A 14,527-nucleotide genomic window follows, 5' to 3' on the forward strand; every position below is an offset into this window, starting at 1 on the left:
TGCTTTGGGCGATTTTTTGGTCCTTTTCGCTCCTGTTCTTCGTCAGATAGCCCGCTATCTTCCTCATCACAGAAGCGAAAATGCCTCAAAAACTCATCCCAAATCATCGCACGATAAATCCAAAACAGCTTCTAAAAAACTTTCGATATCGATACTATACGCTAAAAAGCATATCAGATTGTACATACCCCACTAACGATGATAGGCGGCAAGGTGTTTTTTCCCACACCTGCCGCCTATCTTACCAATAGTTAGCTATCTTGCTTTATCTCTCAATAGCAGCCTGCGCCTCTTTAATACTTCCCTGACTAACAATATGTTAGATAGTTTTCGTATGTGATTTGTATGCGTTTCAGGATGCCCGCGTGAGGTTCTTGTTTCTAATGTATCTTAATTCTCTATTGCAGCTTGAGCGACTGTAATATAAAACTTATTATCAATATCTTATATACGTTTTGTATGTAATTTGTCTGTGCTATCAATCAAGCAATACAATTCATTCTGCAAAAGAGAAACATTGAATCGCCATAAAAATCCCGTGATGCTGCGTGGTAATTTGACGATTGGTGATTTTATCTTTTGATATTACCTCCTTTCTTTTAATAGTTCTATGATGGCGTCCTTATCCTTCAGATTGGAGTCCAGACGGATAATTTGCGCATTCAGGCTGTCTATCTGCTCCTTCAATAGCTTGATAGTGCCGTTCAAGTTTTCCACCTTGGCCTGTTCAGCGGTAAGCTGGGCTGCAAGACCACTATCGCCAATGTTGTTATTGGCATCTCCCCCGTCCAATGCCACTGCCGCGAGGTATGCGGATATCTGTGGGTTGACCGGGCAGAACAAGGCGAAAAAATTAAAGTCCAACGCCTTGCAAGCCTTGACAAGCCGCTTGGTCTCCATCGTCTCCCTTTCCAGAAGGCGGTTGATATGTTGTTGGGGAATGCCAAGCCTGCGTCCAAGCTCGGACTTTGAAAGGCCGAGTTCGTTGCGGCGTTGGTCAATAGCCTGCCCCACATGTACGTCTTTAATGTCTATATTCATGGGTCAAACCTTAAATTGCAATATTAAATCAACAATTATCAAACAAATATTTGGCTATATAAACCTTTTTATGTTATTTTGCCGATGATATAAATTGGATTATCGACTACAAAGTTAAACATTAATCATTAAACAAACAAATATTATGGCAGAAAACATGGAAAAAATCCGTCCCGCGCTTGTCGCACTCGAAGTTGGCGATGAAATCACCTTCCACATCTCCAGGCTGAAAAGCGTCCGAACCCAAGCCTCGGAACTTGGCGCCATCTACAACCGTCAGTTCAAGACACGGACGGACAGGGAGAAACAGACCATTACCGTAATGCGTACTTTGTAAATCCTGGATTTATGCAGTTCCTCCAGTTTTTAGACCGCCTAATCCCTTATGACACATTTCTGAACGACCTTGCGGCAAGGATTGTCAAGTACCTGAAATCAGACAATGCCGATCCGGAATTTGTCAGCCAAAGAAAGGCTTATGAGATGTTCGGCCGCCGGAATGTCGAAAGATGGAGACGGCAAGGGAAAGTGGTATGCTACAAGAGACCCGGCAAAGTGGAATACAGGACGGCAGACCTACGCCTCCTGCAACGCACGGTTCAGGACTATTTCGACGATACTTCTTCCGATATAAACATAAATAGTTTAGATATAAAGAAATAAGGAAACAATATAAGGACATGCCTATACTGTAATTCATGAGACATACGGAACAGGCATACGATAAAACATTACAGCGGATGAGAGAATTAATGCCAACATGTGACCCGGAAGGGGTTTATTCGGTCAAGCGTACTTGCGCAGAACTGGGTATCAGTTACAAGACGCTTAGAAAATATAAGGTCAGCGGCTTGATAAAGCCGCTTAATCCCGATAATGCCAACCGGCCAAAATATTCCGGCCAGTCCATAATTGATTGTTGGAAACTCCTGACAACCCTATGATAAGCGAGTCAACAATCAACAAAGTCAGGGAGCTTTCCATCGAGGATGTATTGGAGCCGTATGTCAGGCTGTCAAGGAAAGGCTCGACCCTGATGGGCGTTTGTCCGTTCCATGAGGAGCGGACAGGCTCTTTCTCTGTCAGTCCGGGAAAGAACCTGTTCCACTGTTTCAGCTGTAACCGTGGCGGCGATGCCATCACATTCATCATGGAGAAAGAGAACCTTTCCTTCATGGAAGCTATTGAGTTTTTGGCCAGACGGCACAATATTCCCATTGAGTATGTGGAAGGACAGGACAAAGAGCAAACAGCGAAAATCCGACACAAGGAAACACTTCTTGCTACACTCGGCCATGTACAAGACTTCTTTGTAGGCAGCCTGCTGATGCCGGACGGTGATGAAAGCCGCCTTGCCCGTGAATATGCTTATAGAAGATGGCCGGAAGAGTTCTGTTCGATCGCAGGCATCGGGTACGCGCCGCGTGACGGAGGTGCGTTCATGGAGTTCTGCCGGACAAAAGGGCTGGACGAGGATACGCTTTTTGAGCTGGGTCTGCTCCGACGCGGAGATGACGGCTATGTATATGCCATGTTCAGACACAGGATAATGATTCCCATACGCAACAGATGGGGACGCATCATCGCTTATACCGCCCGTTACATCGGGAATAACCCAAAAGCACCGAAATACATCAATTCTCCAAACAGTGCGGTATATGCCAAGGGAGGATGTCTGTTCGGCATAGACAAGGCGAGTCGGGAACGTAGTGCGGAATACTTCATCATCGTGGAGGGTGCGCCTGACGTGCTGCGTATGCAGTCTATCGGCTACGACAATACTGTGGCCGCATTGGGAACGGCATGGACGGACAGCCAGTTTGAGCGGCTGAAAAAGTACACCACTTCATTATGCTTCATCCCCGATTCCGATGTCAGTGAAGGCAAACCCTTCGGACCGGGATTCGAGGCGGTCATGGCAAACGGGACAGCCGCTGTCAGGAAAGGTTTCCATGTAACCGTAAGGGAACTGCCATTTGCCGAAATCCCCGTCGGTGAAAACGGCTGGGATGTGAAACCCGGAAAGAACGATGCAGACAGTTTCATTCATAGCCGGGAGGATTACACCTCATTGAAAGAAAGGCTGTTTATTGTCTGGCTGGCACAGAAACGCTTTCTTGTTGCGGACTCTTTGGTGGAAGAACGGAAATGCGTGTCAGAGATAGCCGACCTGATGCGCTATGTGAAAGACCAGCTGATATTCAATCAGTGCATTGATGAATTGGCCAGAATCTACGGAAAAGCCAAACTGTGGCGTGATGCCGTAACGCAAGCCCGTGGCGAGGCGCGGAAAAGGCAGGACAAGCTCACGCCTATGGATGAAAGACAACGTGAAGCGGAACTGCTTCGCCAGCATGGGCTGTTCATCCGGGAGAACTGTTATTACGCCACCGGGGATGACGACGAGGAACCGTCAAGGATTTCCAATTTCATCATGGAACCGTTGTTCCACATCGAGGACGAGAACAACGGCACACGCATCTTCCGTATGCGCAACACCTATAATATATGCCGTGTCATTGAGTTGAGGGAGTCCGAACTGTGTTCGCTGAACAGCTTCCAACAGAAGGTCGGCTCCGTGGGCAACTATGTGTGGCTGGCCAAGATAGACAAGCTCAACCGTGTTAAGGAATATCTCTATTCCAAAACCGACACGGCGGAACGGGTGCGTAAATTGGGATGGGATGCCACGGAGGGTTTCTTTGCTTTTGGGAACGGGATATTGACAGACGGTACTTTCCGTAAAGTCGATGACCTTGGCATTGTCCGTGGCGTGAACGGAAAGGCTTTTTATATTCCAGCCTGTTCAAAGATATACATCCACAATCTGGAGATATTTCAGTTTGAGCGGCTGATGGTACATGAGAACTGGAACGGCATAAAACTATATGATTATGTAGGACGGTTGGTGGAGGTGTTCGGCGAGAACGCCACCGTCGCTTTCTGCTATCTACTCTCCACTTTGTTCCGGGATGTAGTTTTCCGCCGTACAAGACATTTTCCCATTCTTAACCTATTCGGTGAGAAAGGAACTGGAAAGACCACCCTTGCCACCTCGCTCCAAGCGTTCTTCATACACGGTGTAGATCCGCCCAACCTTAGCGTTTCAACAGTCCCTGCCATGAACGACAGGGTTTCGCAGGCGGTCAACACGCTCGTAGTGCTTGATGAATACAAGAACGACCTCGACATTCGTAAGATTGCTTATTTGAAAGGTCTTTGGGGAGGCGGTGGCCAGACAAAGAAAAATACGAACACAGACGGTATGGCCACACAGACCATTGTCAGTACAGGCGTGGTACTTTGCGGTCAGGATAAGCCTACGCAGGATATGGCACTGTACACCCGTGTCATCTTTCTCGGCTTTTCCAAAACTTCATTCAATCAGACAGAGAAAAGCCATTACGAGGATTTGGTGACCGTGTGTAATATGGGGCTGTCGCATCTTACTGTCGAAGTGTTAAACCATAGGGAACTGTTCGAGAAAAACTTCCCGGAAGTTTACTCCATCACAAAGCGCGAATTGGCTGCAAAACTGGAAAACGAAAAGATACATGACCGTATTTTCGGCAACTGGGTGATACCGTTGGCGGCGTTCCGAACATTGGAAACCGTGATAGACGTGCCTTTCAGCTATGCTGACCTGTTCGACATTTCGCTCAGGGGGCTGCGAAACCAAAATGAGTTGGCACAGGAAAGTTCGGAGGTCGCCGATTTTTGGAATATGCTGCAAGGATTCCAGACTTCAGGCAAATGCGTGGAAAAGGCGCATTACCGCATCCGGTATATGCGGAGTTTCCGACCCATATCCGCGAAAGAGGATATAGAGTTCAAGGAAGCACGTCCCATCTTGTATTTGAATATGGCTGCGGTGGCTTCGTTGTTCAACAGCCGGAATACGAATGTCACCACCAACCGTTCTAATTGGTCAACCATCCTATCCTATTTGAAGTCGCATCCTACCTATCTAGGTTTAAAGCAGGACAGGTTCACCATACTCATGCCAAACGGTATGCCCGATTATACGATAGAAATAGTTGGCAACGAACAGGTCAAAAAGGTCAAGGTCAACCGCCCAAAAGCGTTGTGCTTTGATTACCAGCAGTTGAAAGATATGTTTGGGCTTGACCTTGAAACAGAAGTAATAACAGATGCCCAAGAAACTGTAGAGGAATACGACAGTGCAGAAGATGCAAATCTTCCATCAGAAGTAGCCATGCAGAAAGAGTTTCCTTTTTAATGTGTCAAGAACCATAAAAGATAGTAGAATGAAGCTTTATACAGGTTAATAATTATCTCTACATAGGGATTGTGAAGAAATTACAGTAAAAAAGCAGTAGAGGATTTGGTAGTATCAAGTATTATTCGTATCTTTGCACTACAAGAACCCGCCAAGCCTCTTAACAATGCTTAAATCGGCGGGTCGTTTTATTTTTATATGAGATACACCAAACATTATTCGTCTCCAACCGAACTTTTGACCATTCTTCAAGACAGAGGTTTGGACTGTTCAGATATAGATGATGCCGAAAGCATATTGCGGTCGGTAGGCTATTATCGTTTGTCCGGGTATTTGTACCCTTTTCTTAAAGTACCCAAATCTGAACACAGATACAAAAGTGGAAGCACCTTAGGCAGTGCCGTAAGCCTATACGAGTTTGACAGGGAGTTTCGCCAACTTGTTTTTGACCAGATTGAGCGCATAGAGGTAGCTGTCCGAAGCACAATTACAAATATCGTATGTGCTGAGACCGGTGACGTGTTCTGGATGACCAATCCTTCACGTTTTGCCCATAGTGACAAATATAACAAGACTTTGGCGCTTATTGATAAGGAGATACAAACCAGCCGTGAGGATTTCATACTCCATTTCAAGCAGTCCTATGATGACCCGTACCCTCCTTCATGGATGATTGCCGAGATAATACCTTTGGGTACTTTGACCCGACTGTATGAGAACATCGCAAGCAACCAGATACGCAAAAAAATTGCACGGTATTTTGGCCTGACCGTTCCTGTATTCGTTTCATGGATGACCATTGTCACACTGACCCGGAATTCATGCTGCCACCATGCAAGGTTGTGGAACCGTTCACTTTCATTACGCGCACTGACCATGACAAGGCCGTTGCGCCCTTGGGTAGACAACAACGTGCAACAAGGACGTGTGTTTTTTACCCTCTGTATCTTGAAACACTTTGTAGACATTATCCGTCCCAATAACGCATTCAAGCAGCGTCTTGTTGCCTTATTGTCAAAATATCCCATGATAGATACTTCGGCTATGGGATTTGTTAAGGACTGGCAAAGCCAACCGCTTTGGAGTGAATAAAATCAAAAGACATACACTGAAAGGTCATCTTCGGATGGCCTTTTTTATTAAGCGTATTTCGGAATATAATAGGCACACATTTAAGTGTTGACTGTGTTGACAGCAGATAAGTTGCAACGTATCAGATACTTCCTATAAGATTATTGCGTTGACAAACGTTGACAAAGGTAGTCACTTTGGTGAAACGCCTTGATATTCATTGCCAACGGTTGACAAACACGATAACATATATTATTCTTACTCTTTTTTAGAAAAGAATATAATGTTCTGTATTACAACCACTTGCAACGATTTAATTTATCAACTTTGCACATAGGCTTCCTTGTCAACGCTGTCAACCCTCAAATATATGCTTTTTTCAAAACGGGAGAACATACATCATCATTCGACACGATTAAGCATAACACTATCATGTCGGTAACTGGGTGGTTGGTAATAAGGCGCTTATATTCCTAAAATATCCTATTAACTATCTGATATTCCATTGTTTGATATGTAATTCAGTATAAGCTTTTGACGTATTTTTATCGGCAAAAAAATGTTTGCACAATGAATTTATGCAAGAAGTTCTTAGAGATAAAGCCGGAACAGTCGTATTCGGTGAGCGAAGCGGCGCGTTTCCTCGGCATACACCGGTGTACCATCTATGATTACATTACCCATACGGAAAGGCCGTTGCCGTTCTTCCGGACGCAGGACAATCTGAGGATACAGTTCCATGGTGATGACCTGATTGCCTACAAGACTGCCGGCCTCCCGAAGAAAGGGCGCAAACGGAGATAGGATGAAAAAATCATAGCCTGCCACACCAATGGAGATATGGCAGGCCATGTTTGTATTTGTGGTCAATCTGCCAGCCCCCTGACCGCTTCAAGCAGCTTACAGACCATATCTTCTGCCGCTTCCATGTCGGCCAGTACGTCTTTCATATGGTACGGTGCGCCATTTTTACCGTGCCCGTTGCCGTCCAGCCACAGATAGGCTTCCGCATCTGCATCAAAACCCTCGTAATACTCTTCCATGTCAGTTATTAGGCTTTTAAGGCTGCGTCCCTGCATCGTGGCCGAAAAGAAGAAATCCTGTCCGGCAGGAGTGAATTGGGAAAACTCAAAGATGAGGATATTCTTGTCTTGATGCTTCTCTGCATCCACATGCCAGCCGTTTGTCTCTGCACATTGGACGACTTCCTTTATAATCTTGTTTCTCGTTCGCATGGTTACTGATGTTTATGTCAGCCGTGGCACTTGATTGGTTGTACCACGGCTGACGGGTTAATGTTCAAATCTGGCTAAGAACTGCTGCAGGCGGAAGTCCTGCAAGTTCTTTAACGGCGTAGGAGTAAAATTCTCCTGTAGCCTTACTTGTAGCTTACCCAAACCTTGTGCCGTAAGGTCAAGCTCCACTTCCGACAATTCGTTAAGAGAGATATAGCCGTATTCATCCTCCGCAAGTCCTACCACGATGCCAAAGAGGATGGTGTCGTTCCCTTCTCTCTCACCTTCAAGGATGAACCAGCGTACCGCTCCAAGAGCGAAGATAGCACGGCAAACCGCTTCTTTTCCCTTGCCGTCCTGGGAATAAAGGGGATAGCCTTCCAAGGCTTCCTCCAACTGGGGTGTCATCAGTCTGCTCATATCAGTCAAATTCTATTTCGTCGTCATACACTTCTATTTCCGCTCCGCTGCTGAACTGCACGATAAAGCCTTTTGCAGTCCTGCCCACAATCGTTCCGCGATGGTAGCCACGCCACGGTGTGACCAGTTCGCATTGCTGCCCGTATTCGGGAAAATCTGTTTCATACATAATTGAAAAGTTTTAGATGGTTGCTTGATAGTAAATTCTCAGTTCAGCGGAAACATTGTAGATGTAGCTGCCACAACGTACCAACAGGCAGTCCTTGCCGTAGTACAGCCGTTTCATGCCCCTGACGCTTCCGCTTTTGTGGAAGTTGGGAAAGCGGTCTATGCCTACTCTCCGGCCTTGCTCGATAGTCATTCTTCTTGTCCGCATAAATCCTTGTTTTTAAGAGTTGGTGAAATCTGATACTTTTCCCTTTTGTGAAGCTCCTTTGAGCTTCTTGGCAGGGAAGACCGTTTTACGTGCAAATAGCCACTGCGGACACAAGGGAGAATAAGGCAAGTATGAGGCCGGAGAGTGCGGACGGAATACCCCAATTTTGGAGGGACGAGAAAATTTGTGGAAGGCTTCCGTCAAGCCCTCCAGCCGAAAGACAATGGTGGTGCTTGACAGTTCTCCCGTCCGCAGTAGTTTTGCACGGTAAAACGTAGCCGGCCAAGAAGTCCAAAGAGGGCTAAGAAAAGCTCCATAAAGCAAGTCCTATTATAGGATAGCATCCAAGCCCAATCTGTTTTCCAAATACCGTTGCCATTGTGAGAACCTGCGAAATGGAGCATAGCGGAGTCTTGTGGGCTCTCTCTATGTCAACGGATTGGGGATACCCAGACCGTTGTAAATTCCTGTCAGCAGAACTTACTTGGTGTCATTGGCGCGGAGTAAGTTTGATGGCTTTATTATTTAACTTTTCGTCATGTCGGATAAGGTAGATTCACATTATCTTTTAATTTTTAAAAGCGCATTTTCTACTTCATTATAAGTACAAAAACTAAAGTTAATCAACTAATATGGCTTTTGTGCGAGAATAATCACTCTTGATGTTTAATATTTAATGGCTTCTAACAATGTACTTCGCAAAAAAGTAGTATCTTTGCATCTGTCTACCCACGCTGTTGTCTCTTTAGAAGAGATGAGGTTATGGGTGGGACATACATGTTAAAGGCGTTTCTGACGCTTTGGTTTTGACTATGTAGAACTTCGCAAACTCTTACAGTTAATCAAAAACCAAGCAACGAGAGACGCCCTATTGGGTGTATAGTATACAGCCGTTATGTTTTTCCGATTTGGTCGGTTAGATATTAGGTCATATACATATTACATCAGCGTGGGGCTTTCGGCGTTGCTCGTTTCGATTAACTGGGCAATGCGAAGGCCTTACATAGTGGAACGAGTGACAGACTGGCTCCACGTTTTTATATGTATGAAAGGATTTTATTAAAAAGTATGCCAGCAATGGAGTCAGCTGACAATAGTTTATATCGCTGACGCATGGATATTATTAATAAAAATCCTTATCGCTATTTGGGAGTTTATTCAAATTCGCCAACCAAAGAGCGTATCGCCAATAAGGCAAAGATGAATGCTTACTTAAAAGTAGGTAAGTCTGTATCTTTTCCTTTGGATTTACTCAATATATTACCAAGCATAGACCGTTCGATTGAAACGGTTGCTAACGCAGAATCCGAACTGACACTCCCAATAGAACAAATCAGATTCGCTCAATTCTGGTGGATGAATGTAACTTCACTTGACGGTATCGCATTCAATCATCTGACCAATGGCAATATGGATATGGCAAAATCTATTTGGGAGAAAAAAAACGATGTGTCTTCTCTTCAAAATCGCTTTTTGCTTTCTATTATCAATGACGATTGGAACTCTGCCATTCAATACGCAGAAAACCTATACACTAATTTCTCAGAAGAATTTATTGCAAAAATTATTGGTGAGGCAATGCCTGTTTCAACACCACTTTGGAAAATGTTCATTGATTCATTGGCTAAATCAGGTGTAAACCTTTTACCGTTCATAGACACGCTCACCAACACGGAATGGAGAAATTATATATCGGAAATAACAATTGTTCCATTAATTGATTCCATTAAAGAAGCCATAGATTTAGCAAAATCCTCAAAGGGTAAAGGTCCGCAAGCCAGATTCAAAGCAGGAGAAAAATTAATGGCTTCTACTAAAAGCGCATTGAACCAAATCAAAAAATCTTTGCCGGTTTCTGACATACGTTATCAAACGATTGCCGACAAACTCGCGACAGAAATTCTCCAGTGTGGTATTGATTATTTCAATGACACGGAAGACGATGATGCGCCACAGAAGGCTATGATTCTACAAAACTACGCATTGTCAATAGCTGTCGGTAAACTAACCAAAGACAGATGTAAAGAAAATGTTGACATACTAAAAAGTATTGGAAAAGAATATTTGGTACGCAAAGAATTAGCACAACTTACAACATACATAGAAGAACTTCGAGGTGAAAAATCCGCTCAAAGTCCTTTATTAGGGTTAACGTCGTTTGGTAGAGGAATTCCTGATATAGCACGAATCGTAGACAAATGCATTCCTTTATTAAATAGCATGAAAGGTAAACTTGGCTTTGGCAGCAACTTGTATATGAACGTATCTTCTGCTGTTGCCTCTTCTGCTATAAATGCTCTTGTTAATGTCGTAAATTTTCAGCAAACTATATCCATAGGGGATAATAGTAAACTCAAAAGCATTATAAGTGATGCTGTAAAACTTATGTCCACAATAGGAAACATGGATATGGATACAAAAACCAGAAACTACTACAGCGGAAATAAAAACACTTTAATGAGCATAGACAACAGATTAAATCCTTCTGGCGGCTGTTATATTGCAACAATGGTGTATGGCGATTACGACCATCCACGGGTAATGGTTTTGAGAGAATTTAGAGATAGTTATCTTGCTGATAGACATTGGGGAAGACAATTCATCAAGATTTATTATAAATACTCTCCGAAACTTGTTAAAAAACTTACTGGACATAAAAAAATAAATCATATGATAAAAATCATGCTTGATATATTCGTTGAACACTTAAAGAGAAACAAAAAATGAAAAAAATAATACTATTTGCAACATTGTTTATTTCTGCAATCAATATAAATGCAGACAATTTAAAAGAACAGTTGCAGAAACAAAATGCTCGCCTTGATGCCATAGAATCAGACATCAATCGCTTAAATAATAGCATAAAGCAACAACATAGAATAAACCTACGTTTGTCTGCTACAGATAAAAAGATTATATTAACTCAAGACTCAATACAAGGGAATTTAGGTACTTTGAACGAACGTATAATTGCCGTTGAAAAGACACAATCTGAAGACAGAATATCTTTTAAGAATGACATACGAGAAACTAACACCAATATTGCCACCAATCTTGTAAAGATGGACTCACGTACCATGTGGGGTGGCATATTATTATTCTGTACAATTTTGGGATTCAGCGGGTACCTTTATGTGAAAAGGCGCAAAGACTATACATCTATGAGTGAAGTCCGTAAAGCCCAAGAAGCATTGCGAATTGCACAATCCAAGATGCAGGAAGATTCCGTAAAATTGGATAATCAGATGCTGGCTTTAATGGAAAAACAAATGAACGCTACTTCTACAATTGTCTCAACAGAAGCGGACCATTCATTAGCTCTTAAAGTAGCAGATGAAATAGTCCGCATAGAGCTTAACCTATCCCGAATGGATGCTTCTGTAAAAGGGTATAAACAACTGGCTAAAGCTGTAGAACGCATTAAAAATAATTTTCAAGCAAATGGATATGAAATAATCGATATGCTTGGTAAACCGTATAATGAAGGTATGAAAGTGGTTGCGAATTTCGTCCCTGACGAAACATTAAAAGAAGGTGAGCAAATAATTACCGGAGTCACCAAGCCACAAATTAATTACAATGGCAAGATGATACAATCTGCTCAAATCACTGTAAGTCAAAACATCTAAAAAATACAATATGGCACGTTTAAAGATTGATTACGGCATTGACCTTGGTACAACCAACTCGGCTATTTGCCGCATGGAAAAAGGTGAACCAGTTATTATTAAAAGTGACACTCTTAAAGATACCATGCCCTCATGTGTATCTTTCAACAAAAAGAAATCCGTGAAAGTAGGTGATGGCGCATACAACAATATGAAGAGTGATAAGCGCCGTGCAACAAAGTCATGGCACGTTGAAGCATCAAATACCTATATCGAATTTAAGCGCACGATGGCTACAGATACTAAATATTCAAGTAGTTATATGGAGCGTGAATTTACTTCGGAAGAACTTTCTGCAGAAGTCCTGAAGACGCTAAAATCATATGTTACAGATGAAAACATATCCTCAGTAGTAATTACTGTACCTGCAAAATTTACCGTAAATCAGAAGACAGCTACCATGGAAGCCGCAAAAATGGCAGGCTTCAAGCGTTGCGAATTGTTGCAAGAACCTATTGCAGCAGCTATGGCTTACGGACTTTCAACTGACACTAAGAATGGCATTTGGATGGTATTCGATTTCGGAGGTGGTACATTTGATGCAGCTTTGCTAAAAGTAGAAGATGGCATCATGCAAGTATTCGATACAGAAGGAGATAACTATTTGGGTGGTAAGAATCTAGATTATGCCATTGTGGACAAAATCATAATACCTTATTTACAGAAAAATTATGTAATAGATGGTTATCTAATTGACAATCAAAAGAAAGAGGTACTTCGTGATGCCATGAAAACATACGCTGAAGAAGTGAAGAACCAGCTTTCATTCAAAGATCACGAAGACATTATTTCTAATCTTGGTGACCTTGGAGAGGATGAAGAGGGTGAAGAAATCGAACTAGATATTACTATTACCCAAGCGGACGCTTTTGATGTGATGCGACCCTATTTCCAAAAAGCGGTAGACATTTGTAAAAATCTTTTAGAGCGCAATCATCTTAATTCATCTCACCTTGATAAGTTAATATTAGTTGGTGGTCCGACTCATTCTCCACTCATTCGGCAGATGTTGAAAGAGCAAATAACTCCAAATGTTGATACAAGCATCGACCCCATGACGGCGGTAGCTACCGGGGCAGCTCTATATGCATCAACAATGGAAGCTGAAGTGAACGATGAAGATTTCACTATAGAAACTGTAAAACTTGAAGTCGGATATGAAGCAACATCCGTGGAAACTACAGAATGGGTAAGCGTAAAACTATCTGCTGATGCTAAACAAAACAATGTATTTGTAGAGCTAATTCGCAGTGATAAAGCTTGGTCAAGTGGTAAAACAGACATAGACAAGAGCGGTAATGTAATTGAGGCTAATCTTTTAGAAGGACGACCGAATTCGTTTGATGTTGTTTGCTATGATATTCAGGGTAACACTCTTCCATGTTTTCCTAATGAGATAACAATCATTCAAGGCTCAAAGGTAGGAGCTGCTCCTCTGCCATATAATATAGGTATTGCCGTTTGGGACTCCAATAAAGAACGGGCTGTGTTCCGTATGGCTCGCGGTTTAGAGAAGAACAAGCCGGTTCCGGCAACAGGTGTTGTTAATAACTTAAAAACTACCAGCCAATTGCGTCCAAGTGTGGACAGTGATGTACTAACAATACCCATTTATCAGGTGGATGATTTTAGTGAAGCTGAAAATCGTCCGGTATCTCTCTATGAACATGTAGGAGATGTTGTTATAACAGGCGATGAAGTGGAACAGCTTATACCTTCAGATAGTGTAGTTGATATAACGCTGAAAGTTGACTCATCCGAGCAAATGATACTTGAAGCCCATTTCCCAACCACAGACACAACAATTGAAAAGCCTCTTGACACGAGTAAAAAACAGTCTATAGAAGATGCCGATAATAGCATCCAAAAAGGAATAGCTGATGCTCAAAGAAATATAAACCGTCTGAATGCATCAGGTATTTCTACCACTGATGTAGAACGAGAATTAGCACAAGTCAAAGATGAAGCTAAGAATAGCTCGGAAAAGAAAATGGTACTCCAACACCTGAAAGAAGTGCTTCGTAAGATTGAAGACCTTGATGAAGGTACTGAATGGCAACGAGTGGAATCTGAATTGCGTGAAGAGTTTGAAAGGCTTGAAAAAGCGCAAGAAAAGTTGGGTAATGATAAATCTCGACAAATAGTAGAAAATCTACGCTCACAAGTGGATCAAGTTATTCGCTCAAAAAATGTCAAGGTCGGCCATGAGCTCCTTGAGCAAATCAATACTTTGTTCTTCCAACTTACTATGATGTATCAGTGCATAGGGTTGATAGACGACTATAATAAAACATTCTCTTCCCATCCTTGGAAAGATGCTAGTCGTGCTCGTCAACTTATTAATCGTGGACTGGAAATCATCAACAACAATCCATCAACTGAAGCTTTATTGCCAATAGCAAGAGGTATTCTTAACTTATTACCTGATGAAGAGGCTGCTAATGCGGGAGGTTTATTAAAATAACAAACTTGCTTT

At 42.7% G+C, this 14,527-nt stretch carries 14 protein-coding genes; 9 read left to right on the forward strand and 5 right to left on the reverse strand.

Annotated features, from left to right (window positions below):
- Window positions 1-585 precede the first annotated feature (585 nt).
- Window positions 586-1,041, reverse strand: a complete 456-nt coding sequence (locus tag B5F25_RS16970; RefSeq protein ID WP_087207581.1) for a helix-turn-helix transcriptional regulator — start codon at window positions 1,039-1,041, stop codon at window positions 586-588.
- 145 nt (window positions 1,042-1,186) lie between these two features.
- On the opposite strand from B5F25_RS16970, the gene B5F25_RS16975 reads away from it, so the two are divergent.
- The 6 genes from B5F25_RS16975 to B5F25_RS17000 all read left to right on the forward strand — a co-directional run bounded on the left by B5F25_RS16975 (window position 1,187) and on the right by B5F25_RS17000 (window position 7,156).
- Window positions 1,187-1,378 (forward strand): hypothetical protein, encoded by a 192-nt coding sequence (locus B5F25_RS16975; protein ID WP_087207580.1) that lies wholly within the window; start codon window positions 1,187-1,189, stop codon window positions 1,376-1,378.
- Window positions 1,379-1,389: 11 nt separating this feature from the next.
- Complete coding sequence (locus tag B5F25_RS16980) at window positions 1,390-1,704, forward strand: hypothetical protein (RefSeq protein ID WP_087250961.1); 315 nt, start codon at window positions 1,390-1,392, stop codon at window positions 1,702-1,704.
- A gap of 77 nt (window positions 1,705-1,781) precedes the next feature.
- Window positions 1,782-1,985, forward strand: coding sequence for a hypothetical protein (locus B5F25_RS22515; RefSeq protein ID WP_087251011.1), 204 nt, complete (start codon window positions 1,782-1,784; stop codon window positions 1,983-1,985).
- Window positions 1,982-5,281, forward strand: a complete 3,300-nt coding sequence (locus B5F25_RS16990; RefSeq protein WP_087250963.1) for a CHC2 zinc finger domain-containing protein — start codon at window positions 1,982-1,984, stop codon at window positions 5,279-5,281. Before B5F25_RS22515 ends, B5F25_RS16990 begins: the two co-directional genes overlap by 4 nt.
- Window positions 5,282-5,479: 198 nt before the next feature.
- On the forward strand, window positions 5,480-6,373 hold the full coding sequence (locus B5F25_RS16995) for an Abi family protein (RefSeq protein WP_087250965.1): 894 nt from the start codon (window positions 5,480-5,482) through the stop codon (window positions 6,371-6,373).
- A 549-nt stretch (window positions 6,374-6,922) separates the two neighbouring features.
- On the forward strand, window positions 6,923-7,156 hold the full coding sequence (locus B5F25_RS17000) for a helix-turn-helix domain-containing protein (protein WP_087250968.1): 234 nt from the start codon (window positions 6,923-6,925) through the stop codon (window positions 7,154-7,156).
- 62 nt (window positions 7,157-7,218) lie between these two features.
- On the opposite strand, the gene B5F25_RS17005 is transcribed toward B5F25_RS17000, so the two are convergent.
- From B5F25_RS17005 to B5F25_RS17020, 4 genes are read right to left on the reverse strand one after another with little or no spacing between them, the layout of a single operon-like run.
- Window positions 7,219-7,587 (reverse strand): hypothetical protein, encoded by a 369-nt coding sequence (locus B5F25_RS17005; RefSeq protein WP_087250973.1) that lies wholly within the window; start codon window positions 7,585-7,587, stop codon window positions 7,219-7,221.
- 57 nt (window positions 7,588-7,644) lie between these two features.
- Window positions 7,645-8,007, reverse strand: coding sequence for a hypothetical protein (locus tag B5F25_RS17010; protein ID WP_087250975.1), 363 nt, complete (start codon window positions 8,005-8,007; stop codon window positions 7,645-7,647).
- Between the two features lies 1 nt (window position 8,008).
- Entirely contained in the window at window positions 8,009-8,176 is a 168-nt protein-coding gene (locus B5F25_RS17015) for a hypothetical protein (protein ID WP_022384503.1), read from the reverse strand.
- 12 nt (window positions 8,177-8,188) lie between these two features.
- Window positions 8,189-8,383, reverse strand: a complete 195-nt coding sequence (locus tag B5F25_RS17020; RefSeq protein WP_087250977.1) for a hypothetical protein — start codon at window positions 8,381-8,383, stop codon at window positions 8,189-8,191.
- 1,113 nt (window positions 8,384-9,496) lie between these two features.
- Between B5F25_RS17020 and B5F25_RS17030 the strand changes: the two genes are divergently transcribed.
- From B5F25_RS17030 to B5F25_RS17040, 3 genes are read left to right on the forward strand one after another with little or no spacing between them, the layout of a single operon-like run.
- A complete protein-coding gene (locus B5F25_RS17030) occupies window positions 9,497-11,110 on the forward strand; it encodes a CFI-box-CTERM domain-containing protein (protein ID WP_140406970.1) in 1,614 nt (537 codons plus the stop codon).
- Window positions 11,107-12,012 carry a hypothetical protein gene (locus tag B5F25_RS22240; RefSeq protein ID WP_192916499.1) on the forward strand — a complete coding sequence of 302 codons (906 nt, stop codon included), beginning with the start codon at window positions 11,107-11,109 and terminating at the stop codon, window positions 12,010-12,012. Before B5F25_RS17030 ends, B5F25_RS22240 begins: the two co-directional genes overlap by 4 nt.
- 10 nt (window positions 12,013-12,022) lie before the next feature.
- Window positions 12,023-14,515, forward strand: a complete 2,493-nt coding sequence (locus B5F25_RS17040; RefSeq protein ID WP_087250983.1) for an Hsp70 family protein — start codon at window positions 12,023-12,025, stop codon at window positions 14,513-14,515.
- Window positions 14,516-14,527 lie beyond the last annotated feature (12 nt).

This window comes from Bacteroides sp. An19, from assembly GCF_002160215.1.
Taxonomy (GTDB): Bacteria; Bacteroidota; Bacteroidia; order Bacteroidales; family Bacteroidaceae; genus Phocaeicola; species Phocaeicola intestinalis.